The organism is Agromyces sp. P2_B3, assembly GCF_056404815.1.
In genome coordinates this window covers 193169-216998 of sequence record NZ_JBFUDH010000004.1, presented here as the reverse complement: position 1 = coordinate 216998, position 23830 = coordinate 193169, and the positions used below count along the sequence as shown (strand labels likewise).

The 23830-nt window shown below is 67.8% G+C and carries 23 protein-coding genes, 2 tRNA genes and 1 pseudogene; 10 read left to right on the top strand and 16 right to left on the bottom strand.

From position 1 onward, the window contains the following. Positions 1 to 8 precede the first annotated feature (8 nt). Positions 9 to 1703 carry a Stk1 family PASTA domain-containing Ser/Thr kinase gene (pknB, locus tag AC1DZA_RS09155; protein ID WP_476760911.1) on the top strand — a complete coding sequence of 565 codons (1695 nt, stop codon included), beginning with the start codon at positions 9 to 11 and terminating at the stop codon, positions 1701 to 1703. Between the two features lie 19 nt (positions 1704 to 1722). Here the strand turns inward: pknB and AC1DZA_RS09150 are convergent, their stop codons facing one another. The 3 genes from AC1DZA_RS09150 to AC1DZA_RS09140 are packed head-to-tail and all read right to left on the bottom strand — an operon-like array spanning position 1723 to position 3323. After that, positions 1723 to 2361: an anthranilate synthase component II gene (locus AC1DZA_RS09150; protein WP_476772490.1), complete on the bottom strand. Its 639-nt coding sequence runs from the start codon at positions 2359 to 2361 to the stop codon at positions 1723 to 1725. Next, positions 2358 to 2495 (bottom strand): hypothetical protein, encoded by a 138-nt coding sequence (locus AC1DZA_RS09145; protein WP_476760919.1) that lies wholly within the window; start codon positions 2493 to 2495, stop codon positions 2358 to 2360. The genes AC1DZA_RS09150 and AC1DZA_RS09145 overlap by 4 nt, the downstream gene beginning before the upstream one ends. Before the next feature lie 24 nt (positions 2496 to 2519). Further along, positions 2520 to 3323, bottom strand: a complete 804-nt coding sequence (locus AC1DZA_RS09140) for a class E sortase (RefSeq protein WP_476760913.1) — start codon at positions 3321 to 3323, stop codon at positions 2520 to 2522. Positions 3324 to 3394: 71 nt separating this feature from the next. Here AC1DZA_RS09140 and AC1DZA_RS09135 point away from each other — a divergent pair, with 71 nt between their 5' ends. Next, complete coding sequence (locus AC1DZA_RS09135) at positions 3395 to 3634, top strand: cell division protein CrgA (protein WP_148733012.1); 240 nt, start codon at positions 3395 to 3397, stop codon at positions 3632 to 3634. Positions 3635 to 3791: 157 nt separating this feature from the next. On the opposite strand, the gene AC1DZA_RS09130 is transcribed toward AC1DZA_RS09135, so the two are convergent. Together AC1DZA_RS09130 and AC1DZA_RS09125 are read right to left on the bottom strand one after the other, a co-directional pair. Then, positions 3792 to 4655 (bottom strand): rhomboid family intramembrane serine protease, encoded by an 864-nt coding sequence (locus tag AC1DZA_RS09130; protein WP_476760914.1) that lies wholly within the window; start codon positions 4653 to 4655, stop codon positions 3792 to 3794. 7 nt (positions 4656 to 4662) lie between these two features. Continuing rightward, a complete protein-coding gene (locus AC1DZA_RS09125; protein ID WP_309975698.1) occupies positions 4663 to 5202 on the bottom strand; it encodes a peptidylprolyl isomerase in 540 nt (179 codons plus the stop codon). Positions 5203 to 5309: 107 nt separating this feature from the next. On the opposite strand from AC1DZA_RS09125, the gene AC1DZA_RS09120 reads away from it, so the two are divergent. Together AC1DZA_RS09120 and AC1DZA_RS09115 are read left to right on the top strand one after the other, a co-directional pair. Continuing rightward, positions 5310 to 5864 carry a hypothetical protein gene (locus AC1DZA_RS09120; RefSeq protein ID WP_476772489.1) on the top strand — a complete coding sequence of 185 codons (555 nt, stop codon included), beginning with the start codon at positions 5310 to 5312 and terminating at the stop codon, positions 5862 to 5864. 613 nt (positions 5865 to 6477) lie between these two features. After that, entirely contained in the window at positions 6478 to 6726 is a 249-nt protein-coding gene (locus AC1DZA_RS09115) for a hypothetical protein (protein ID WP_476760916.1), read from the top strand. A 162-nt stretch (positions 6727 to 6888) separates the two neighbouring features. On the opposite strand, the gene AC1DZA_RS09110 is transcribed toward AC1DZA_RS09115, so the two are convergent. The 11 genes from AC1DZA_RS09110 to dnaA all read right to left on the bottom strand — a co-directional run bounded on the left by AC1DZA_RS09110 (position 6889) and on the right by dnaA (position 18586). Then, positions 6889 to 7365, bottom strand: a complete 477-nt coding sequence (locus AC1DZA_RS09110; RefSeq protein WP_476772488.1) for an NUDIX hydrolase — start codon at positions 7363 to 7365, stop codon at positions 6889 to 6891. 39 nt (positions 7366 to 7404) lie between these two features. Further along, complete coding sequence (locus tag AC1DZA_RS09105) at positions 7405 to 8118, bottom strand: hypothetical protein (RefSeq protein ID WP_476772487.1); 714 nt, start codon at positions 8116 to 8118, stop codon at positions 7405 to 7407. A gap of 296 nt (positions 8119 to 8414) precedes the next feature. Then, positions 8415 to 8487, bottom strand: a tRNA-Ala gene (locus AC1DZA_RS09100). Positions 8488 to 8529: 42 nt separating this feature from the next. After that, a tRNA-Ile gene (locus tag AC1DZA_RS09095) sits at positions 8530 to 8603 on the bottom strand. Positions 8604 to 8668: 65 nt separating this feature from the next. Next, the gene (locus tag AC1DZA_RS09090; RefSeq protein WP_159601224.1) at positions 8669 to 9073 is read right to left on the bottom strand and encodes a DUF3566 domain-containing protein; all 405 of its coding nucleotides are present in this window, start codon (positions 9071 to 9073) and stop codon (positions 8669 to 8671) included. Positions 9074 to 9079: 6 nt separating this feature from the next. Next, positions 9080 to 11602, bottom strand: a complete 2523-nt coding sequence (gene gyrA, locus AC1DZA_RS09085; protein WP_476772574.1) for a DNA gyrase subunit A — start codon at positions 11600 to 11602, stop codon at positions 9080 to 9082. Positions 11603 to 11684: 82 nt separating this feature from the next. After that, positions 11685 to 13697 (bottom strand): DNA topoisomerase (ATP-hydrolyzing) subunit B, encoded by a 2013-nt coding sequence (gene gyrB, locus AC1DZA_RS09080; protein ID WP_476761184.1) that lies wholly within the window; start codon positions 13695 to 13697, stop codon positions 11685 to 11687. 123 nt (positions 13698 to 13820) lie between these two features. After that, positions 13821 to 14312 (bottom strand): DciA family protein, encoded by a 492-nt coding sequence (locus AC1DZA_RS09075; RefSeq protein WP_476761183.1) that lies wholly within the window; start codon positions 14310 to 14312, stop codon positions 13821 to 13823. Next, entirely contained in the window at positions 14305 to 15525 is a 1221-nt protein-coding gene (gene recF / locus AC1DZA_RS09070; protein ID WP_476772486.1) for a DNA replication/repair protein RecF, read from the bottom strand. The genes AC1DZA_RS09075 and recF overlap by 8 nt, the downstream gene beginning before the upstream one ends. Before the next feature lie 88 nt (positions 15526 to 15613). Continuing rightward, positions 15614 to 16765: a DNA polymerase III subunit beta gene (gene dnaN / locus AC1DZA_RS09065; RefSeq protein ID WP_476772485.1), complete on the bottom strand. Its 1152-nt coding sequence runs from the start codon at positions 16763 to 16765 to the stop codon at positions 15614 to 15616. Positions 16766 to 17239: 474 nt separating this feature from the next. After that, positions 17240 to 18586: a chromosomal replication initiator protein DnaA gene (gene dnaA, locus AC1DZA_RS09060; protein ID WP_476761187.1), complete on the bottom strand. Its 1347-nt coding sequence runs from the start codon at positions 18584 to 18586 to the stop codon at positions 17240 to 17242. Positions 18587 to 19089: 503 nt separating this feature from the next. Between dnaA and rpmH the strand changes: the two genes are divergently transcribed. The 6 genes and pseudogenes from rpmH (at position 19090) to rsmG (ending at position 22197) form a co-directional block, all read left to right on the top strand. Beyond that, positions 19090 to 19227 carry a 50S ribosomal protein L34 gene (gene rpmH / locus AC1DZA_RS09055; RefSeq protein ID WP_022889115.1) on the top strand — a complete coding sequence of 46 codons (138 nt, stop codon included), beginning with the start codon at positions 19090 to 19092 and terminating at the stop codon, positions 19225 to 19227. An 8-nt stretch (positions 19228 to 19235) separates the two neighbouring features. Further along, positions 19236 to 19616, top strand: a complete 381-nt coding sequence (gene rnpA, locus AC1DZA_RS09050) for a ribonuclease P protein component (protein WP_476772484.1) — start codon at positions 19236 to 19238, stop codon at positions 19614 to 19616. A 1-nt stretch (position 19617) separates the two neighbouring features. Then, positions 19618 to 19908: pseudogene (gene yidD, locus AC1DZA_RS09045) on the top strand (membrane protein insertion efficiency factor YidD); the annotation flags it as partial. Between the two features lie 173 nt (positions 19909 to 20081). After that, a complete protein-coding gene (gene yidC, locus AC1DZA_RS09040) occupies positions 20082 to 21050 on the top strand; it encodes a membrane protein insertase YidC (protein WP_309975734.1) in 969 nt (322 codons plus the stop codon). A 3-nt stretch (positions 21051 to 21053) separates the two neighbouring features. Next, a complete protein-coding gene (locus AC1DZA_RS09035) occupies positions 21054 to 21551 on the top strand; it encodes a Jag family protein (protein WP_476761179.1) in 498 nt (165 codons plus the stop codon). A gap of 16 nt (positions 21552 to 21567) precedes the next feature. Then, entirely contained in the window at positions 21568 to 22197 is a 630-nt protein-coding gene (gene rsmG, locus AC1DZA_RS09030; RefSeq protein ID WP_476772483.1) for a 16S rRNA (guanine(527)-N(7))-methyltransferase RsmG, read from the top strand. Positions 22198 to 23830 lie beyond the last annotated feature (1633 nt).

Sequence of the window (23830 nt, the reverse complement as noted above, 5' to 3'; positions counted from 1 at the left end):
GCTGCACGGTGAGCGATGAAGGACGCGTGCTCGCGGGGCGCTACCGCGTGGGCGCGCTCATCGGTCGCGGCGGGATGTCCGACGTCCACGTCGGAAGCGACACCCGGCTGGGCCGGCAGGTCGCCATCAAGCTGCTGAAGCCGCAGCTCGCGACCGATCCGGCCTTCCGCATGCGGTTCCGCCAAGAGGCGCAGTCGGCAGCCCGCATGGCGCACCCGACCATCGTGCGCGTGTTCGACGCGGGCGAGGAGACCGTCATCGACGGCCGCGGCCACGAGGTGCAGTTGCCGTTCATCGTGATGGAGTACGTCGAAGGACGCCTCCTCAAGGACATCATCCACGACGGTCCACTCGAGCCCGTTGCGGCCGTGCGCGTCATCGACGGGGTGCTCACCGCGCTCGAGTACTCGCACCGCGCCGGCGTCGTGCACCGCGACATCAAGCCGGGCAACATCATGATCACCACCACCGGCCAGGTGAAGGTGATGGACTTCGGCATCGCGCGAGCGGTGTCCGACTCGGCGACCACCGTCGCGCAGACCACGGCGATCCTCGGCACGGCGTCCTACTTCTCGCCCGAGCAGGCGAAGGGCGAGACCGTCGACGCCCGCACCGACCTGTACTCGACGGGCGTGGTGCTCTTCGAGATGCTCACCGGTCGCCCGCCGTTCCGGGGCGACACCCCGGTCGCGGTCGCGTACCAGCACGTGAGCGAGCGTCCGGTCAAGCCGAGCGTGATCAACCCCAAGGTCTCGCCGGCACTCGACGCGGTCGTGCTGCACGCCCTCTCGAAGAACCGGGAGCAGCGCTACCAGAGCGCGGCCGAGTTCCGGGCCGACGTCGACACCGCGGCATCCGGTCGCGTTCCCGTGCACCGCCAGCCCGATGAGGCGACGATGCTCTTCGGCGCACCCACCGGCTCCCTCTCCAGCTCAGAACTGGCACTGCGCCAGCTCACCGAGGACGAGACGATGACCCGCACCCAACGCCGTCCGCCGGCCATCTGGATCTGGTCGGGCATCATCGGCGTGATCGTGATCGTCGTGGCGGTCATGTACTGGGCGTTCAACCTCCAGCCGACCGACGATCTCCCGTCGAACGCGCGTGAGATCCCGGTGCTCACCGGCAGCACCTACGAGCAGGCGGTGCAGCAGCTCCAAGAGCTGGGACTGCCGGCGACCCGCATCGACGAGTCCAACGACACCGTGCCGGCCGACCAGGTCATCCGCACGGATCCGCCGAGCGGCGAGATCGTCGACACCGGAACGGCCGTCACGGTCTACGTGTCCACCGGCAAGGAGCCCGTGACGGTTCCCGATGTGCGCAACAAGCCGCTCGACCAGGCGAAGGCCGACGTGCAGGCGGCGGGGCTGACTCCCGGCACCGAGAATCGGGAGAACTCCCCCACGGTGCCGGCCGACACCGTGCTCGGCACGACGCCCGAGGCGGGCACCTCCGCCGAGTCGGGGTCATCGGTCGACTTCCGCATCTCGAGCGGACTCGTGACGCTGACCGACCTGACGGGCCAGACCCTGTCAGCAGCGTCGTCCTACCTGTCCGCCGAGAACCTGCAGCTCACGCCGGTGCCCAAGCCCGACGCGTCGTGCAAGTCGCAGCCGGGCTCGCCGGTGACACAGCAGTCGCTCGCGCCAGGGGACGTGCCGCAGAAGTCGTCGGTCGAGCTCACCTACTGCGCGGGCTGACCCACGCGGTCGAGCCGGATCAGCTCGCCCGCATCAGCGGGTTGAGGTGCTCCGCGCGCTCTCGCGCCGAGGGCAGTCCGGCGACGGCCAGCCAGTTGCCGAGCATCCGGTAGCCGCCCTCGGTGAGCACGGACTCGGGGTGGAACTGCACCCCGAAGATGGGTGCGCTCTCGTGGCGCAGGCCCATGATCACCCCACCCTGCGTGCGGCTGGTGATGACGAGGTCGTTCGGCACGGTGCCGTCGACGACGGCGAGCGAGTGGTAGCGCGTCGCCGTGAACGGCTGGGGGACCCCGTCGTAGAAGTCGCTGTCGTCGTGGGTGATGCGCGAGGTCTTGCCGTGCATGAGCTCCTCGGCGTTCGTGACCGTCGCACCGAACGCCTCCGCGATCGCCTGGTGTCCGAGGCACACCCCGAGGATCGGCTGCCCCGAGGCCAGCGCCGCGTTCACCACCGGGATCGAGACGCCGGCGTCCGACGGCTTGCCGGGCCCGGGCGAGATGAGCACCGCGTCGTACTCCGCGATGCGCGCGGGCACGTCGGTCACGGCGATGTCGTCGTTGCGCACCACCTCGGTCTCGGCACCGAGCTCCTGCAGGTAGCCGTTCAGGGTGTAGACGAAGCTGTCGTAGTTGTCGACGACGAGTACTCGGGTCATGTGTCCACCGTGACTTCGATCGGGTTGATGATGGCGTCGACCCAGGGGAACACCCAGGTGAAGAGGACGAAGACGACGGCGACGAGGAGGATGAGCACGAGGAGGATCCGCACCCACACCGGTCCGGGAAGCACACGCCACAGCGCACCGTACATGGCTCAGGACCCCCAGGTGGCGACGACGTCGGCGATCTCGGCCGGCGGACCGGCGGTGCTCGGCTGCCACGATTCGAGCACGCCGTAGGCGATGATGCGCTCCGCCGTGGAGTAGAGCGGGTTGCAACTCGTGAGCGTCACGATGCGATCGGTCGGCTGCAGGTCGGGATGGTGCGGCACCGGCGCGAGCACGTCCACGGTCGAGGGGGTCACGTACTCGAAGTCACGGAAGCGGTAGGTGTACCAGCCGTCGGCGGTCTGGATGTAGATCGCGTCGCCCAGCTGCAGCTGTTCGATCTCGTGCATGCCGCCGCCGTAGGCGCTGCGGTGCGAGGCGATCGCGAAGTTGCCCACCTGGCCGGGCATCTGCGTGCCCGGGTAGTGCCCGATGCCGAGCTCGGTGCTGTTCAGCACGTTCAGGCCGGTGCCCTCAGCCACGCGTCGCTGGGAGTCCTCGCCGAAGCGCGGCACGTACATCACCGCGAACGCCTCGCCGTCGCCGTAGGTGGCGGGCCCGACGACCGGGTCGCCATACGCCGCGGGGTCTGGGGCAGGGGCGTCGCCGCGTGCCGCCTTGCCCTCCTCGAGCCATTCCGCGCCGAGGTCGGATGCCGCGGCCGACTGCTGGCTCGCCATGATCGCGTCGTTCCACCACAACTGCCAGCCGAGGAAGAGGAGGATCAGCGCGCCGGCCGTGAGCAGCAGCTCACCGAGGATGCCGACGACGCTCACCCGCCGAGGGCGCGCTGCACCCTCGTCGCGCGCGGCCGCGCGCGACGCGTGGCGCGGCGGCGGTTCGGCGGACATGAGGACGATTCTATTCGTCGCGGGCGACCCTCGGCTGGGAGTACCCGTCCGGCTCGGCTAGAATCGCCCGCATGGCACGTACGAAATCATCGAAGCCCGCGCGCGCGGAGCAGGCGAGCGGCGAAGAAGCCCCCAATCCCGTCTGGTTCAAGCCCGTCATGTTCGGCTTCATGCTGCTCGGGCTCGCCTGGATCATCGTCTTCTACGTGAGCCAGGGCCGGCTGCCCATCGCCGACCTCGGTTCATGGAACATCCTCATCGGCTTCGGCATCGCGTTCGTCGGGTTCCTCATGACGACGCGCTGGCGCTGACTCACCAGCACTGAGAGCGGGCGGATGCTGCGGCATCCGCCCGCTCTGTGCGTGTTCTCCACAGGTTATGCACACCCTTGAATGTGCCCGTGTCCCCTGTATTGGCGTCAACTACAGCCGTGTAATTCTCCCCAGCTGTGGATGCGGCTGTGGATAACTAGAAGGCGCCGATCTTCCACCGGGCGACGACCGTGCCGATGACGAAGAGCACGACGGTGAGCCCGATGAGCAGGCCGATCTGCAGGCCGCGCCGCGATCGGTTGCGGGTCTCGAGGAGGATCAGCCCCACGAGGGCGCCACCGATCAGACCGCCGAGGTGCGCCTGCCACGAGATGTTCGCGCCGGGAATGAACCCGATGGCGAGGTTGATCGCCAGCAGGATGTACAGCTGCGTCATGTTGCCGCCGAGGCGGCGCTGGATGACGACGAACGCGCCCATGAGGCCGAAGATCGCTCCGGATGCCCCGAGCACCTGCGTCGTCGGCGCGGCGAACACGACGACCCCGACCGATCCGGCCAGCCCGCTGATGAGATAGAGCGCCAGGAATCGGATGCGGCCGAGCATCGGCTCGAGCAGCCGCCCGAAGATCCACAGCGTGTACATGTTCAGGATGATGTGCACGAACAGCGACGTTGAGTGCAGGAACACCGACGTGATCGCACGCCATGGCTCGGGCAGCACCTCGGTCATGAAGACCGGGCTGAAGAACAGCGCGTTCGTCACGCCGAGCCCGGGGATCCACTGCAGCAGGTAGACCAGCGCGGTGATGCCGATGAGGGAATACGTGACCACCGGAGCACCGCGCCCGGCGGCCGAGCGCACGCGCGTCCATGCCGCGGGCTTGGTGCGCGGGGCCGTCGCCCGCTGCTCCCGCATGCACTCGGGGCAGATCACGCCGACGGGCGCCTGCGTCTGGCACTCGGGGCAGATGGTGCGCCCGCACCGCTGGCAGAGGATGTAGCTCTGCCGGTCGGGATGCCGGTAGCAGAAGTTCGTGCGATCGGTTCCCGCGTCACTCACCGGAGCGTCAGGCCTGCTCGATCGTGATGCTCTCGATGACGACGTCCTCGAGCGGGCGGTCACGACCGTCGGTGGGCACCGAGGCCAGCTTGTCGACGACGGCCTGGCTCGCGGCATCCGTCACCTTGCCGAAGATGGAGTGCTTGCCCTGCAGCCACGTGGTGGGGCCGACGGTGATGAAGAACTGCGAGCCGTTCGTGCCGCGCCCGCCCTGGATGCCGGCGTTGGCCATCGCGAGCACGTAGGGCTCGGTGAAGTCGAGCTCGGAGTTGATCTCGTCGTCGAACTGGTAGCCGGGGCCGCCCACGCCCTGGCCCAGCGGGTCGCCGCCCTGGATCATGAAGCCGGGGATGATGCGGTGGAAGACGACGCCGTCGTACAGCGGGTCGTTCGACTTCTCGCCCGTGGCGGGGTGGGTCCACTCGATCTCGCCGGTCGCGAGGCCGACGAAGTTCTTGACGGTCTTCGGGGCCTGGTGCCCGTACAGGTCGACCTTGATGGGTCCGAGGTTGGTGTTGAGGGTCGCGACTGCGGTGGGAATCGGCATGCCCTTATTCTGTCACGCGTGGATTCGTCAAGCGGCATGAAGGATTCCGACTCCCACCCCGTTTCCAGCCGTTTCGGTGGCAAGATGGAGGGGTTCGCTGCACAACGATGGAGGTCGAGATGAGCCTGTCACGCAAGCGCCGGAAGGAACTCAAGCGGCTGCGCAGCAGTGCGGAGGAACTTTGGGGGGTCCAGCAGGATGTGCTGGAGCGCGCCAATGACGTCGCACAGGAGGCCAAGCGTCAGCTCGGCTATCTGACGCGCGAGGAGGTCGTTCCGCGCGTGCGCACCGGCTACGAGAGCTACGTGCGTCCCGGAGTGGAGCAGGCCAAGGGCTACGTACGTGTCGCCGGCGGCTCTGCCGAGCGCACGCTGGGCAACGCACTCGGCTCGGTGCTCTCCATCGGCGACATCGCCAACGACGCGCGCGTTCGCCGTGCCGTCGAGCGCATCTCGCCGCGGGCCGCTGCCGTCGTCAAGGAGAAGAAGGGCACCGGGGTCGGCACCTACCTGGCGATCGGCGCGGGCATCATCGCCGCGGCGGGCGTCGCGTACGCCGTCTGGCAGACCTTCCGCGCCGACGACGAGCTGTGGGTCGCCGACGATGAGCCGACGCCGTCGACAAGTGCGACGACGAGCAGCTCGACGACGCCGACGATCTGAGATGAATCTCGAAGGCCCCGCCTGTGACGCAGGCGGGGCCTTCGTCATGCCCGGATGCTGCTCGCCGGAGCGCCGAGCCGGCACCCACGCTCAGGGCTGACACTGATTTCCGACGAATCTGGGAAATCGCCTTGCGTCGGGCCTGAATTCCCCGCTAGTCTCAACTCTCGGTCAGACACACGCAGAACCTGAGAGGAGTTGATACCCATGATGCAGTCACAGCAGCCCATCTTCACGGCGCGGCGCACGGGAGTCCTCCTCACGCAGCCGGCCTGCTAGTTCGCCCCGTCGTCACGCGCTCCTGCGCCTGACCGGCACCGCGCCTCACTCGGCGTGACCGCGCGGCATTCGTGCCGCGGCATCCGTCGCCTCGCGATCTGTTCGATCGTCGGGCCCGCGGTCGCCACCGCCAATCGGGATCCTCCGATTGCCACTCCACACTCCGCCATCGCGCCCTCGCGTGCCCGGAGTCTTCGACGTGCGTTGCTCGCGACCGGTCCGTCCGCGAGCCGCCGGCACCACCGCACACCGCACCACCGACGGACCGTTCGCTCGCTCGGCACCGTGTCGACGGGCTTCATCACCCGCACCACCATCCAACGAAGGAATCACCGTGAACACGAGTTCTCTCACCGCCGGTTCGGCTCACCAGGGCCAAGCCACCGAACTGCGTGCCCAGGCACGCCAACTGCACGAGCGCCTCGCGCGTCGTGCGGGTCTCGCGCTGCTCGCGTGGACCCGCCGACAGGACGAGCGCCGTGCGCATGACGCGGTGCACCTGCGCCGTCACACCGCTCGGTCCGCCGAGCGTGCACACCAGGACCAGTACCGTCTGGTCACCCTCGCCACCCCGCTCGCCTGATCATGGGTGGCGGCATCACCGAGCCCCCCGCGGAGCGACCTCGTCTCGAGGAGAAGATCCGCGGGGGCCTCGGCTGCACAGGCCGGCGTCGAGAGCGCATCGGCGGGCCTCGCCGCTGCGTTGTCGACGCCGGCCTGCGCGCGTGAGGCGACCCGTCGCTCGTCAGTCCTCGGCCGGAGGGGCCGGAGGGGCCGGGGGCGCCGGGGGCGCCACGCCGTCGGCGGGCTCGGCTTCGTTGAGCCGAAGCCCGACGTCGAGCAGGCTCACCCGGTGCAACCGGGGCACCTCGGCGACCGGGAACCAACGCGCCTCGTCGCTCGAGCCGCCGACCTCGTTGCGGAGGTCGCCGCCGACCACCGTCGCGCGGTACACGATCCGCATGGCGTAGAGCGGATCGGTGCCCGAGTGGCGTCGGGCCGCGGGCACGACCATGGTGTCGATGCCGAGCAGTTGGTCGATGGATGCCTCGTAGCCGGTCTCCTCGAAGATCTCGCGCTTCGCCGCGGCGACGGGATGCTCCGCTTCCTCGATGCCACCCCCGGGCAGGGTCCAGCCCGACCGTCCGTGCTCGTTCCAGTGCGAGAGCAGGATCTGCCCGTCGCGGATGATCACGCCATACGCGGCGATGCGGATGTCCATCCCGACACTGTACCCGTGGCCCGTCGCAGCCCGTCCGCGTCACCCGCCCCAGAAGATCCCACCGCCGTGGGGCAGCAACGGTACGGCGAGGAACCGGAAGTCCGCGTGGGCGACCCCGAGCGGTTCGGCGACGCTCGAGTCGCCCGGCAGCAGCTCACCGGGTTCCCCTGCGGAGTCTCCCGGCGCCCGCGTCTGCGACCAGACCGCTCGCGCCTGGGCCGGACTCAGCACGAAGCAGGCCGTCCCGGGACCTCGTTCGATGTGATGGCCGTCCTGCCCGAGGTAGGGGCTGGTGTCGTCGGCCGCATCGACCGCGAAGCTGAGGACGCGGCCGGCACGGAAGAGCGCCTGCTGCTCGGCAGGCAGGCGACGCCAGATCGATCCCACGTCTCCCAGCACCTCTCCGTGCTGGGAAGTGCCGTCCGCGTCGATCTTGCACACGGCATACCGCTCGGGCAGGACGACATCGGGGATCGGGTCGGACCACGCCGAGGCAGGCACGGTCATGCTCAGGTACAGCTCCAGATCCTGTGGCTCGAGAATCCCGCGGCGGATGAGGTCGACGCCGTGGAGGCTGAGGTGGCGTTCGAGGATGGGGCCGACATCACGATGGGAGAGCACCCGTCCGTCGTCGTACACGAAGATCCAGCCCTGGTGCATCCTGGCCCACACGGCGACGACGTCGGGCGGGTCCGTGGTGGTGGGAGCCGCGGGTATCCCGCCGTGCACGACGACGACCTCTGGCGTGGCCATCGTCGTGCGAGCCGCGGATGTCCCGCCGCCGTGCGCGTCAGGCCCGTCCGCCGGAGGGCCGGCCTGCCCCGCTATGATCCCGATCGCACCTGCCGCCAAGGCGAGCGCCGAGGCTGCGGCGATCCGCGCCAACCGGGCTCGGCCCGGTCGTCTCGGTGGTTCAGCGGTGGTCATCGTCGCCTGCTCCAACCAATGAAGATTCTTCATCAGTAGCACCATCAGATGTGAACCACGACCGAACGGTCTGACGAGGTGCTGCGAGTGATGCGCCGGCGCCGGGAATGCCGTGAATACTGTGGAGCCTAGGAGATTCGAACTCCTGACATCCTGCTTGCAAAGCAGGCGCTCTACCAACTGAGCTAAGGCCCCGGAGCGGATGCCGTGACATCCGCGGCTTTGGAATTATCGGAGTGGGGATACGAGGACTTGAACCTCGGACCTCTTCGTTATCAGCGAAGCGCTCTAACCGCCTGAGCTATATCCCCGAATTTCGGCCGAAGGAAAGACTACCTGACGCTGCAGGAATCTCCGAATCGAGCCGAGCCTCGGGTCAGTTGTTGGTGAACCCGACGAGCAGGCCGCCGGTGATCTTGACACTGAGGTTGTAGAGCACGGCGATGATCGCGCCGAGCGCGGTGGTCACGACGAGGTTGAGCAGGGCCGCCACGACCGCGAAGCCCATGACGTTGCCGAGCGAGAGCACCGACGTGAGGTCGCCACTCGAGCCCGCGACATCCTGCACCAGCGAGTTGACCTGCTCGAAGATGCCGGTGGAGCTCAGCACCGTGTGGATGAGGAACGTCACGACGATGCTGATCACCGCGAAGCAGACGGCCACGAGGAACGAGAGCTTCACCGCCGACCAGAAGTCGATGTAGACCAGGCGCAGGCGCACCTGCTTTGCCGGGGGCCGGCGGTTGGACTTGCGGGCCAGCTTCTCGGCGACGCTACTCATAGACGGTTACTCCTCTCCCGCGGGCTCGGCCGCTTCGGACTCTGCGGCCTCCTCCACGAGATTCCGTTCGGAATTCTTCGCGATGGCGATGATCCGGTCGTCGTCCGCGAACTTCGCGAAGACGACGCCCATCGTGTCCCTGCCCTTGGCGGGAACCTCGGCGACGTCAGAGCGTACCACCTTGCCGCTGGCAAGAACCACCAGCACCTCGTCGGCCCGCGAGGCAATGAGCGCGCCGGCGAGATCGCCGCGGTCGTCGCTCAGCTTGGCCACCTTGATGCCGAGTCCGCCGCGCTGCTGCTTGCGGTAGTCCTCGACGCGCGTGCGCTTCGCGAAGCCGCCCTCGGTGACGACGAACACGTAGGTGTCGGATGGGCTGAGCTTCTGGCCGGCGTCGTCGGGGCCGGATTCCGGGGTCTCGACCTCGGTGTCACCGTTCGAATGCGCGACCACGGATGCCTCGAGCAGGCTGTCTCCGTCGCGGAAGCTCATGCCCTTCACGCCCGACGTCGAACGGCCCATGGGCCGCAGCGCCTCGTCGGTCGCCTCGAAGCGGAGTGACATGCCCTTCTTCGACACGAGCAGGATCTCGTCGTCCTCGTCGGCGAGCATCGCCGAGACGAGCTCGTCGCCCTCGCGGAGGTTGATCGCGATGACCCCGCGCGAGCGGTTCGTGTCGTAGGCGGTGAGCTCCGTCTTCTTCACGAGGCCGTCGTGCGTGGCGAGCACCAGGTACTTCGCCACCTCGTAGTCGCGGATGTCGAGGATCTCGGCGATCTGCTCGTCGGGCTGCATCTCGAGCAGGTTGGCGACGTGCTGGCCCTTCGCGTCGCGTCCGCCCTCGGCGATCTCGTACGCCTTCGCCCGGTACACGCGGCCCATGTTCGTGAAGAAGAGGAGCCAGTGATGCGTCGTGGTCACGAAGAAGTGCTCGACCACGTCGTCGGCGCGAAGCTGAGCGCCCTTCACGCCCTTGCCGCCGCGGTGCTGCGAGCGGTAGTTGTCGCTGCGAGTGCGCTTGACGTAGCCGCCGCGCGTGACGGTGACGACCATCTCCTCTTCGGGGATGAGGTCCTCGACCGACATGTCGCCGTCGTAGCCCGGCAGGATGTGCGTGCGCCGGTCGTCGCCGAACTTCGCGACGATCTCGGCGAGCTCGTCGGACACGATCGTGCGCTGGCGGGCAGGCGAGGCGATGATCTCGCGGTAGTCCGCGATCTCGGCCTCGAGCTTCTCGGCCTCCTCGATGATCTTCTGCCGCTCGAGGGCCGCGAGGCGGCGGAGCTGCAGCTCGAGGATCGCGCGAGCCTGGAGCTCGTCGATGTCGAGCAGCTCGATGAGGCCGTCGCGGGCCTCCTCGACGGTGGGCGAGCGGCGGATGAGCGCGATGACCTCGTCGAGCGCGTCGAGCGCCTTGAGGTAGCCGCGCAGGATGTGCATGCGCGCCTCGGCCTCGCGGAGGAGGAACTGGGTGCGCCGCACGATGACGTCGATCTGGTGGTCGACCCAGTGCGCGATGAAGCCGTCGATCGAGAGTGTGCGGGGCACGCCGTCGACGATCGCCAGCATGTTCGCGCCGAAGTTGTCCTGCAGCTGGGTGTGCTTGTACAGGTTGTTCAGCACGACCTTCGCCACCGCGTCGCGCTTCAGCACGATGACGAGGCGCTGGCCGGTGCGGCCCGAGGTCTCGTCACGGATGTCGGCGATGCCGCCGATCTTGCCGTCCTTCACGAGGTCGGCGATCTTGATCGCGAGGTTGTCGGGGTTCACCTGGTACGGCAGCTCGGTGACGACGAGGCAGGTGCGACCCTGCAGCTCCTCGACCGAGACGACGGCGCGCATGGTGATCGACCCGCGGCCGGTGCGGTACGCGTCGGTGATGCCCTTGACGCCGAGGATCTGGGCGCCGGTCGGGAAGTCGGGCCCCTTGATGCGCTGCATGAGCGCTTCCTGCAGCTCCTCGCGGGAGGCCTCGGGGTGCTCCAGATACCACTGGGCGCCGGATGCCACCTCACGGAGGTTGTGCGGCGGGATGTTCGTCGCCATGCCGACGGCGATGCCGACGGAGCCGTTGACGAGGAGATTCGGGAACCGCGAGGGCAGGATCGACGGCTCCTGCGTGTGGCCGTCGTAGTTGTCCTGGAAGTCGACGGTGTCCTTCTCGATGTCGCGCACCATCTCGAGCGCGAGCGGGGCCATCTTCGTCTCGGTGTACCGGGGGGCGGCCGCACCGTCGTTGCCCGGCGAGCCGAAGTTGCCCTGTCCGAGCGCGAGCGGGTAGCGCAGGCTCCAGGGCTGCACGAGGCGCACGAGGGCGTCGTAGATCGCGGTGTCACCGTGCGGGTGGAACTGCCCCATCACGTCGCCGACCACGCGAGCGCACTTCGAGAACGACTTGTCGGGGCGGTATCCGCCGTCGTACATCGCGTAGATCACGCGGCGGTGCACAGGCTTCAGGCCGTCGCGCACGTCGGGCAGCGCGCGCCCGACGATCACGCTCATCGCGTAGTCGAGGTACGACCGCTGCATCTCGAGCTGCAGGTCGACCTGGTCGATCCGGCCGTGGATGCCGGGGCCCTCGTCGTTCGCGTCGGTGCCGGGGTTCACGGTGTCAGATGTCAAGGAAGCGCACGTCCTTCGCGTTCTTCTGGATGAAGTTGCGGCGGCTCTCGACGTCCTCGCCCATCAGGGTCGAGAAGATCTCGTCGGCGGCGGCCGCGTCGTCCATGGTCACCTGGAGCAGGGTGCGGGTCTCGGGATTCATCGTGGTCTCCCAGAGCTCCTGGTGGTTCATCTCGCCGAGACCCTTGTAGCGCTGGATCCCGTTGTCCTTGGGGATGCGCCAGCCCTTCGCCGTGCCGTCGGCGAGCAGCGCGTCGCGCTCCTTGTCGGAGTACACGAACTGGTGCTCGGCGTTGGTCCACTTGAGGCGGTACAGCGGCGGCTGCGCGAGGTACACGTAGCCGAGCTCGATGAGCGGGCGCATGTAACGGAACACCAGCGTGAGCAGCAGCGTCGTGATGTGCTGGCCGTCGACGTCGGCGTCGGCCATGAGCACGATTTTGTGGTACCTGGCCTTCTCGGGGTTGAAGTCCTCGCCGATGCCGGCGCCGAACGCCGTGATCATGGCCTGCACCTCGTTGTTCGCGAGGGCCCGGTCGAGGCGCGCCTTCTCGACGTTGAGGATCTTGCCGCGCAGCGGCAGGATCGCCTGCGTCTCGGGGTTGCGGCCCTGCACGGCCGAGCCGCCGGCCGAGTCGCCCTCGACGATGAAGATCTCGGAGACCGAGGGGTCCTTCGACGAGCAGTCCTTCAGCTTGCCGGGCATGCCGCCCGACTCGAGCAGGCCCTTGCGGCGCGTGGCCTCGCGGGCCTTGCGCGCCGCGAGGCGCGCGGTCGCCGCCTGGATCGCCTTGCGGATGATGTCGCGGGCTGGGCCGGGGTTGCGCTCGAACCAGTCGGTGAGCTGGTCGCCCGTGACCTTCTGCACGAACGACTTCGCCTCGGTGTTGCCGAGCTTCGTCTTGGTCTGGCCCTCGAACTGCGGCTCGGAGAGCTTCACCGAGATGACCGCGGTGAGGCCTTCGCGCACGTCGTCGCCCGAGAGGTTGTCGTCCTTCTCCTTGAGGATGCCCTTCTCGCGCGCGTAGCGGTTGATGAGGGTGGTGAGCGCCGCCCGGAACCCCTCCTCGTGCGTGCCGCCCTCGTGCGTGTTGATCGTGTTCGCGTACGTGTGGACCGACTCGGTGTAGGCCGTCGTCCACTGCATCGCGACCTCGAGGGCGATCTTGCGCTCCGTGTCCTCGGTCTCGAAGGAGATGATCTCCTCGTTCACGAGGTCGGACTTCTTCGAGCGGTTCAGGTACTCGACGTAGTCGACCAGTCCGCGCTCGTACAGGAAGGTGTCGGTGCGCGGGGCCGCGGCCTCACCCTCGGTCTCTGCGGTGTCGTCTGGATCGATGTCGACGTGGCCGACGCGCTCGTCGGTCAGCGTGATGCGCAGGCCCTTGTTGAGGAACGCCATCTGCTGGAACCGGGCACGAAGCGTCTCGTAGTCGAACTCGACGGTCTCGAAGATGTCGGGGCTCGGCCAGAACGTCGTCATGGTGCCGGTCTCGTCGCTCGGCTCGTCCTTCGAGAGCGGGGCGTCGGGCACGCCGACGGTGAACGACTGGCGCCACACGTGGCCCTGGCGGCGCACCGCCACGTCGAACTTGGACGAGAGCGCGTTGACGACGGATGCCCCGACGCCGTGGAGCCCACCCGAGACCGCGTATCCGCCGCCGCCGAACTTGCCGCCGGCGTGAAGCACGGTGTGCACGACCTCGACCGTGGAACGACCCTCGGTCTTGTGGACGTCGACCGGGATGCCGCGGCCGTCGTCGATGACCCGGACGCCGCCGTCGGCCAGGATCGTGACGTCGATGGTCGTGGCGTGGCCCGCAAGCGCTTCGTCGACCGAGTTGTCGACGATCTCGGAGACGAGATGGTGCAGGCCTCGGGGACCCGTCGAGCCGATGTACATACCCGGCCGCTTGCGAACCGCTTCGAGGCCCTCGAGTACCTGGATCTCATCAGCACCGTATGCCGGCGACTGTTGGGCCTTCGTGGGTTCGGCTGTCATGTGTGAATCGGGCTCCTGACCGTCATTCTGGCGACCCTTCATCCTATCAAACGGAGGGTGCTCACCGACCCGGAAGCGCCGATCTGAGGCGATCGAACAGGCGAAGTGACCGAATTTGCCGTGTCAGCCGTAGGTATCGCGCGGACCACGCCCTGGAACCGATCTGGGACCCCTTTTCCAGGTGGGGGCATCCGGCCCTTGGAAGCGGATCATCTCGACCCCCGCGCCGGGGTACCTGTCGAGGATGCGCGTGAGCAGGTCGGTGCGCATCAGCCGCAGCTGCGTGGCCCAGGCGGTGGACTCGCACCGCACCTGCAGCACCCCGCCCTCGATGGCGATCGCGTCGGAGTGCTTCGCGATCTCGTCGCCCGCGACCTCGGCCCACGAGGCGAGCACCTCATGCTGGGAGAGCGGTGCCGACCATCCGAGCTGCGTCGTGAGTCCGTCGATCGCCGCCGCGAGCGGTTTCGGGTCGCGGCCGGGGGTGAACGGCTCACTGCCGGATACCTCGCGGGTGCGGGCTCTGGCCCGGCCGGGTCGCGGCCGGGCGTCGCCGAAGATCTCGCGGAAGTGCTGGTAGACCCGGGCGGCCTCGGACCGGGAGGCGTCAGACATCGGTCGTCGCCTCGGACTCGACGATGCCGGCGGACTCGACGATTCGGCCGGACTCGATGTGCACGATGCGCGCCGTGAGCGGCTCGGGCACGTCCTCGAGCACCGCGGCGGTGACGAGCACCTGCTCGAAGCCGACGATCGCCTCAGCCAGTCGCTGCCGGCGCAACCGGTCGAGCTCGGCGAAGACGTCGTCGAGCACGAGCACGGGATCGCCGGTGGACGAGTCCCGGCGCAGGAGCTCGGCGGACGCGAGGCGCAGGGCGAGCGCGAATGACCACGACTCACCGTGACTCGCGTATCCCTTTGCCGGCAGTCCGTTGAGCAGCAGCAGCACGTCGTCGCGGTGCGGACCCGCGAGGGTGATGCCGCGCTCGAGCTCCTTCGGGCGCAGCACCTGCAATGCCGACGTGAACCGGGAGCGGGTGTCGGATGCCGCGGGCGCGTCGGCGTCGGGTGCCGACGCCGACCCCGATGTCGAGACGGATGCCGCAGGGGCGTCGTCGTCGGGATCGGCACCGTCGATCGACAGCGACGGTTGCAACGACGGCGCGTGGTCGGCGTCGACGATCGAGTGGTAGGCGGCGGCGAGCGGCCCGGCCAGCTCGTCGATGAGCGTGAGGCGCTGGTCGATCAGCTCCGAGCCGAGGTCGACGAGCCGTTCGTCCCAGATGTCGAGCGTGGGCAGCCGCTCGGCCGAGAGGCCTCGGGCCCGGGCGCTCTTCAGGAGCGAGTTGCGCTGCTTGAGCACGCGCTCGTAGTCGGCCATGACGCCCGAGAGCCGGGGTGTGCGCTGCACGAGCAGCTCGTCGAGCATGCGGCGGCGAACCGAGGGCTCGCCTCGGACGATCGCGAGGTCCTCAGGCGCGAACAGCACGCTGTGCGCGTAGCGCGGGAGCTCGCGCGTCTTCACGGGAGAACGGTTGAGCTGGGCGCGATTGACGCCCTGCCGGTTGAGCTGCAATTCGACGAGCAGCTCTCGCTCGCCGTGGGCGAGCAGCGCCCGCACGATCGCGGCATCCGCCCCGGCCCGGATCAGCGGCTGGTCGCTCGACACTCGGTGCGAGCCGAGCGTCGAGAGGTAGCCGATCGATTCGACCAGGTTGGTCTTGCCCTGGCCGTTGCGGCCCACGAGCACCGTGGCACCCGGCCCGAGCTCGAGCTCGGCGCGCTCGTAGTTGCGGTAGTCGGTGAGGGAGAGGCGGGCGACATGCACGCGGGGCTCCCTTCGAATCCGAACGAACCAACGCTACCCCGCGCCACCGACGGCGAGGCGGGGTCGCCTCGTGGCGCCGCGACCGGACTCAGCGCAGCAGCAGGTTCGGCTGCAGCAGGTAGCGGTAGGTGTCGGCGCCGGCCTGCTCGCGCGAGGTCTGGCTCGTGATGAGCACGGGGCCGGGCTTGTTGGGGTTCTCGGTCTTGGTGAACGAGATGCGAACGAACTCGGAGTGCACGGCGCCGAGGCCGTCGAGGAGGAACTGCGGCTTCAGCGACACCACGGTGTCGTCGCCGGTGAGGATCGCGTCGATGGTCTCGGACGCCTGGGCCTGCTCGCTGCCGATCGCCTCGAGCGTGAGCCCGTCGGCCGAGAAGCTGTAGCGGAGGGCGGCCTCGCGCTCGAGGACGAGGGCGACACGACGGGTCGCCTCGATGAGGTCGGCGGTGTTCATCACCGCGTAGTTGTCGACCGTCTCGGGGAAGAGGCGGCGCACGGGTGGGAAGTTGCCCTTGATGAGCAGTGAGGTGACCGTCTTCTTCTCGGCGCTGAACGCGATGAGCTCGCGGTCGTCGCGGCTCGTGATGGCGACCGAGATCGTGCCGGAGTGCCCGAAGGTCTTGCCGACCTCTTGGAGGGTGCGGGCGGGAACGAGCGCGGTGACGGTGTCCTCGCTACCTCCGACGTTGCCGCCGTCCCAGTCGATCTCGCGGACGGCGACGCGGTAGCGGTCGGTGGCGACCAGGCTGAGGTTGTTCTCACGGACCTCGAGCTGCACGCCGGTGATGACCGGGGTGACGTCGTCGCGGGATGCGGCGACCGCGACCTGCGCGACGGCCGAGGCGAACTCCTCGGCGGGCACGACGCCGGACTCGGCGCCGATCTCGGGAATCGACGGGTATTCCTCGACGGGCATCGAGAGGAGGGTGAAGCTCGCCGAGCCGCAGCTCACCTGGATGCGCGACTCCTCGGTCGCCACGCGCACCGGCGCATTGGGAAGGCGACCCGCGATCTCGGCGAGCAGCCGGCCGGAGACGAGCACGGTGCCGGGCTCCTCGACATCGGCCTGGATCTCGGTCTGCGACGAGACCTCGTAATCGAAGGAGGAGAGGACCAGGCCGTCGGCGTTCGCCCGGATGAGGACGCCGGAGAGGATCGGGAGCGTGGTGCGCTGGGGCAGGAGTTTGACGGCGAAGGAGACGGCCTCACTGAAGACGTCGCGATTGACCTGGAACTTCACGGTTCTCCCGTCGTGGATGTCGCTGGGTGGCTCCCATGCTAGCGGGCCTGCTTCGCGCGGCGCGGGGACATTCCGCCGCGCAGAGCGCCGAGCGCTCCCCGATCTCGATGTTGTCGGGATCCCCCGGTTAACCAGTTCTCTCTTAACGGTGTTAACCGCTGTGGAAACTGTGGATGGTGTTCAGTGATCCGCGGAACGACGCCCGAGTCGACCCATTCCATCTGTGCACAGCGTGTGGGTTTGGAGGCCGATGCCGTTGGCCGGCCATCCGGCGATCCGGCGGTTGTGCACAGGCTCACCGCCCGTCTCAACAGGCGTGGCGGGGTTGCTCGTTAACAATCCACAACTTTTCCACAGCTGTGGGAATCGTCGCCGAACGGTCGCCACAGGGCGCTGAGGGGGCGTCTGAGCGCCCCGATCGAGCCGAGCGGATGCCGCGGCGGCGGCTCGCGGCATCCGGAATCGACGTCGGGATCAGCGGTAGCGGCTGACCTGCTTGATGCGCGCGGTGAGCTCGGTGACCTGGTTGTAGATCGACCGGCGCTCCTTCATGAGCTCGGAGATCTTCTTGTTCGCGTACATCACGGTCGTGTGATCGCGGTTGCCGAACAGCTGCCCGATCTTGGGGAGCGAGAGGCTCGTCAGCTCACGGCACAGGTACATCGCGATCTGGCGGGCGGTGGCGACGGCCTGCGAGCGGCTCGAGCCGTAGAGGTCGTCGACGGTGAGCTTGAAGTAGTCGGCCGTCGCGGTGATGATGTCGACCGGAGCCACGACGTTGTCCGTGTCATCCGTGATCAGGTCCTTCAGCACCGTCTGCACCAGGGGCATGTCGACCGGAGTACGGTTCAGGCTCGCGAACGCGGTGACGCGGATGAGCGTGCCCTCGAGCTCGCGGATGTTGCTCGAGACCTTGGACGCCATGTACTCGAGGATCTCGTCGGGCACCTGGAGCCGCTCGGACTGCGCCTTCTTGCGCAGGATCGCGATGCGGGTCTCGAGGTCGGGCGCCTGCACGTCGGTGATGAGTCCCCACTCGAACCGGCTGCGCATGCGGTCCTCGAAGCCGGTGAGGTGCTTCGGCGGCACGTCGCTCGTGATCACGACCTGCTTGTTGTGGTCGTGCAGGGTGTTGAAGGTGTGGAAGAACGCCTCCTGCGTCTCGGCCTTGCCCTGCAGGAACTGGATGTCGTCGATCAGCAGGATGTCGATGTTGCGGTACCGCTGCTGGAACAGCGAACCGCGGTTGTTCGCGATCGAGTTGATGAAGTCGTTCGTGAACTCCTCGGAACTGACGTACCGAACGCGGATGCCGGGATACAGGCTCATCGCGTAGTGGCCGATGGCGTGCAGGAGGTGGGTCTTGCCGAGCCCGGAGTCGCCGTAGATGAAGAGCGGGTTGTAGGCCTTCGCCGGCGCCTCGGCCACGGCGACGGCCGCGGCGTGCGCGAACCGGTTCGACTGCCCGATCACGAAGCTGTCGAACGAGTACTTCGGGTTCAGGCGCGAATCACGTGGCCGATCGGGGCTCGTGTTCTCGAACACCGACTGCGGAGAGGCGTGCAGCTCCACCGGGTTCGGGTAGTCGTCGAGGGCCGGCGACTGCGGCTCGGGAGCGCGCGCCTCTTCGAGCTCGGGGTTCACGACCACGTAGAACGACGTGACCGAGGACGGCGAGTCGATCGCGCTCATCGCCGTGAGGAGCGACACCCGCATGCGCTGATTGAGCATGCTCGCCGTGAAGTCGTTCGGAACCTCGAGGTAGAAGGTGCCGGCCGCGATGCCCTTCGGCTCGACGAGGTTCAGGAAGCCCTGCAGCATCGGGGTGATCGCATCGTCATGGGAGAGGCGGTCGAGGACGGTGGCCCATGTGTCCGAGATGGGCTGCTCTGTCATCGTTCCCCGCATTCGTTCGGTGCCGTTGTGTGTGCCGCTGATCGATCCCCCGATCGACGATGCAAGCGGCGCGAGGCGAAGTGTTCACAGCGTTATCCACCGCCTGTGGGCAGAATTGCGACGACGCCCGGGATTCCGCGTGCGAGGCTGGGGATAACTGGTCTCAAACGGTAGCGAATGTCGCCCCCGGGGACAAATGCCCGTGCAGGGATTCGACCGCCCTGGCGTGTCGTTCCACAGGCTTTCCCGAGGAACGCGGGATACTGTGTCGTTTGCACTCCGGCGTGATCGAGTCGTGCCCGGTTTGACCACGGCCCTTCGAGGCCGTAGTTTTAATAGGTTGACCCCAGCCCTTTGGGCACCCAGTTTTCCCGCCGCACCATCGCATCATCAGCACGGCGCGGAGATCCGACAGTCGGAGAAGAAGAATGAGCAAGCGTACGTTCCAGCCGAACAACCGTCGTCGCGCCAAGAAGCACGGCTTCCGCCTTCGCATGCGCACCCGCGCAGGCCGTGCCATCCTCTCGGCACGCCGCGCCAAGGGTCGCACCGAACTCTCCGCGTAGCCGCTCCGGTGCTCGCCAAAGCCAATCGCATCACGAGCGCCGACGACTATCGAGTCATCGTGCGCCGCGGTGCGAAGGTCGCCGGTGCCCACACCGTGAGCTATGTGCGCTCACGCGAGTCGGGCACCGACGCACGCTTCGGCTTCATCGTCTCGAAGAAGGTCGGCAACGCGGTTCGCCGCAATCTCGTGCGCCGTCGACTCAAGGCCGTCTGTCATGACGCCCTGGTCGGCGGCGTTCGCGGTGTCGACGTCGTGGTTCGCGCACTGCCCGGTGCCGCGGATGCCGAGTTCGGCACCCTCCGCAGCGAGGTGCTCGACGCGTTGGCCCGTCGTGCTCGACCGTCGGTCGCCGATCATGCCCCGCTCATCGACTCCCGGGTGGGCTGACATGCGCGACCTCGCCCTCTTCGTCGTGCTCCTCCCCCGCAACCTGGGCGTGCTGCTGCTCCGCGCATATCGCGCCGCGATCTCACCGCTCTACGGCGACGTCTGCCGCTACTACCCGTCGTGCTCGGCCTACGGGCTCGGCTCGGTGCAGCAGCGCGGACTGGTCGTGGGCACCGCGCTGACGGCATGGCGCATCATCCGCTGCAATCCCTGGACGGCCGGCGGCATCGACGACGTCCGGCCGGCGGGTCACGACCGGTACCGCACCACCTCGTTCGGATGGGTGGTGCCGAAGGGCATGTTCCCGAAGGCCGAAGCGGATGCCGCGGCCGCGCGTCGCGCCCACGAACTCGCTCATCGGGCCGACGACGGCATCGCCCGCCACTCCACGCTCCGCCCGCTCACCGCCGAGCCGGCGACCATGACCTCGACCCCCGCACTGTCCCGAAAGGACTGACCCCGCACATGCCTGATCTCATCGGCTTGATCCTCTGGCCCATCAAGTGGGTCATCGAGTTGATCCTCGTCGCGTTCCACTCGATGTGGACGTTCTTCGGGCTCGACCCCAACGCGGGCGTCACCTGGGTGCTGTCGATCGTCGGCCTCGTCATCGTGGTGCGTGCCGCGCTGATCCCGATCTTCGTCCGCCAGATCAAGAGCCAGCGCCGCATGCTCGAGGTCGCGCCGCAGCTCAAGAAGATCCAGGACAAGTACAAGGGCAAGAAGGACCAGTTCTCCCGCGAGGCGATGTCGCGCGAGACGATGGAGCTGTACAAGAAGACCGGCACCAACCCGCTCTCCTCCTGCCTGCCGCTCCTGCTGCAGATGCCGGTGTTCTTCGCACTGTTCTCGGTGCTCCAGGACGCGCAGCACGACAAGGCCGGTGTCGGCCTCTTCACGCAGGAGCTCGCCAACTCGTTCGCGAATGCCGAGTTCCTCGGCGCACCGCTGAAGGCCACGTTCATCGAGCAGTGGAACCTCATGACGGCCAGCGAGCCGTTCAGCATCAACGTCATGGTCATCGCGCTCACCATGATCGTGCTCATGACGGCGTCGCAGTTCATCACGCAGCTGCAGATCGTCTCCAAGAACATGTCGCCTGAGACCAAGGCGAGCCCGATGTTCCGTCAGCAGCGCATCCTCCTGTACCTGCTCCCCCTCGTCTTCGCGTTCTCGGGTGTCGCCTTCCCCCTCGGCGTGATGTTCTACTGGCTGATCTCCAACTTCTGGACCATGGGGCAGCAGTTCCTCGTCATCCGGAACATGCCCACGCCCGGCAGTGAAGCGGCTCGCGCCCGCGAGGCTCGCCTCGCCAAGAAGGGCAAGCTCGTGGTCGAGGACAAGCCCGAGACGATCGTCGTCGAAGAGAAGAAGACCACGCAGCGTCAGCAGCCAGTCGGCAAGACGCGTGCGAAGAAGCAGGGTGGAAAGTAGACCATGACCAACGTGCAGCACGAGACGGACGACCGCTCGATCGCCCAGCTCGAAGAAGAAGGCGACATCGCCGCCGACTACATCGAGGAACTCCTCGACATCTGCGACCTCGATGGTGACATCGACATCGACGCCCGCAACGGCCGGGCGTACGTCTCGGTGAATGCCGGCGAGGGTGCCAACCTCAACCTGCTCTCGAAGCCCGACACGGTGAGTGCCCTCCAGGAGCTCACCCGGCTCGCGGTGCAGACCAAGACCGGTGCGTTCTCCCGTCTCATCCTGGACATCGGCGGCTCGCGCGACGTGCGTCGCAGTGAGCTCGGTGGCCTCGTCAGCCGCGCGATCGAGCGCATCGAGGCCGGTGCAGCCGAAGCGGCACTGCCGCCCATGTCGTCGTACGAGCGCAAGCTCGTGCACGACCTGGTCAGTGAGCAGGGGTTCCACTCGGAGTCCCGCGGTGAGGGCGCCGAGCGTCACACCATCATCACGCGTGGGGCGTGACGTTTCACGTGAAACGATGACCGACGGACTCGAGCCCGAGCCCGCGGCTGCGGCCGCGATCTTCGGCGAGCACCTCGACACGGGCCGACGCTTCACCGAGTCGCTCGCACGGCACGGTGAAGAGCTGGGACTCATCGGGCCGCTGGAGCTGCCGCGGCTCTGGACCCGTCACATCCTCAACAGCGCGCTGGTCGCTCCGCTCCTCCGCCCCGGCCGTGTCGGAGATGTCGGCTCAGGCGCCGGGCTGCCCGGCCTCGTGCTCGCGATCATGCGACCGGATGTCACGTTCACGCTCATCGAGCCGATGGAACGACGTGTGGCATGGTTGCGGCGCCAAGCCGACGAACTCGAGCTCGCGAACGTCGAGGTGGTTCGCGCGCGCGCCGAAGAGGCGAAGCTCAACGGAGCCCTCGACCAGGTGACCGCGAGGGCCGTGAGCGCGCTTCGCACCCTGATCCCTGTGACCGCTCCCCTGCTCAGGCCGGGGGGTGAGCTCGTGCTCATGAAGGGCGCAGGAGTCGACGGTGAGATCACGGCGGCCGAGAAGGTCATCCGCAAGTTCGGTGTTCGGAATCCCGAGGTGCTGGTACTCGGCGAGGGCGTGGTGTCGGAAGTGACCCGCGTGTTCCGCGCGACCGTCCGCTAGTCACCGCTCACCTGGCGCGCTCGGCGGCGTTGGGCATGCCAGCACCAACGGGTTGGTGAATCACGGCGTGCGCGGCCCCCGATGCGTCGCGGATGTCGCACCCGCGCGTGACCGGGGACGCCGCCGGTGGGTCACCCCCACTCGGGGTGATCGTCGGCGTTCGCTGCCGCTTGGAGAGCGGCGGTAGGCGATCCGACGATCGCGTGCAGTTGGCACGGGTCGCAGAAGAAGGTCTCTGTTTCTGGTGGACGTCGATTGCTGCGCAAAGCCGCACGCCACGCAACCCGGCACCCGCTGCCACTCGTGATGCTCCTCGCATCGGTTGCCCTGCTTGTCCTGCCGGGAACCACGGATCTCGGGCGGCGCTCCGCTCCCCACACCGGTTTCACGTGAAACGCTCACGCGCCAACTTGGTGGCACTCCGGTTTGTCGGCCGTCACCGCGGGCCGTATTACGCCGCTTCCGGCATTCGATTCGACCAGGGTGCAAGGCAGCGACCGCAGGCCGGCCGAGAACGGGGATGTAGGTGTTCATCGGAGTCCGCCGATCAGTCGAGCCTGGATTCGTCTGGGCGCACCAATTCCAAGTGGCCGAGCTGGTGCAGGGTTCTGAACTACCGCGACGCCGTCTTCGTCTGCCATCGTTCGGCGAGCACCGCCAGAAGCACCTTCTAGGACTGGGCGCTGGGCGCTGGCTGCGACCAGCCGGGTGCCTTCCGCCGACTGAGGGAATTGTGCGTGCGACGCCGCTCATCGGGGAAGCTGCACGGGCCGCGCCCGGTCGACTGGGTCGTCCACTGAACCGGCTGGAATGGCTCTGCGAACCCGGCGTCGAAGACGTCCACCACCTCGCTCCGAACTCGGCGTTGTAGGTCCCGCGGTCTCCGTGAACCGGGGAGAGATCTGTTCGGACCACACATCACAAGTCCCCGCCGGTATGCAGCCTCAACGTGGGTGGTTGAGGCGTTCCGTCGGGATGGCCGGTGGAATATCGATGGCTTGATCCTGCGTCTTGGCCCCCCGACGCGAGAGGCTTCGGACGCAGGCGCTCACCGTGCCACAGCGGACAGGCTCCAGTCTCATGCTTGGTTATCTGAGCTCCGCCGAGGCACAGGTCGGTTCCCTGGTAGCCGTCGGCCCCGCTCTGAGGGATGCCGCGCCAACCCGCCCACTGTGCCCACCCCGGAGTGAGGGCCACCATTCGTACCAGCGGGCGCCCGAACGTCAGCGGGTGGATCAGGGCGTTCACCCTGCTCATGTCGAAAAGGAGCCGTCGTCATGCCAGAGTGCGCGGCCGATACTCGGTGCCGTTTCACGTGAAACACCGCTCACGCTCGCGGTTCTGGTTCACGCGCGGGCTCCACTCCCCTGCGGGGGCGAGGACGCTCACCACTTGGTGTGCGCGACCGAGTCCTGAGAACCTCCGTCCTCCTGCGCGATCCGTCGGCCCACGGACGCTCTGACGCACCGAACGAATTGGCCGGGTCTGACTCCTCCCGAACCGGCACGCCAACGCCCCCGCGCCCGCGCCGGAGCTGCGCCGTGGCGGACCACCGTTCGCTTCGGCCTCCGCGCGAGCGCAGAATCCCTTCCGCGCAGTGACGGGCGGATGCGCCCCGTTTCACGTGAAACAT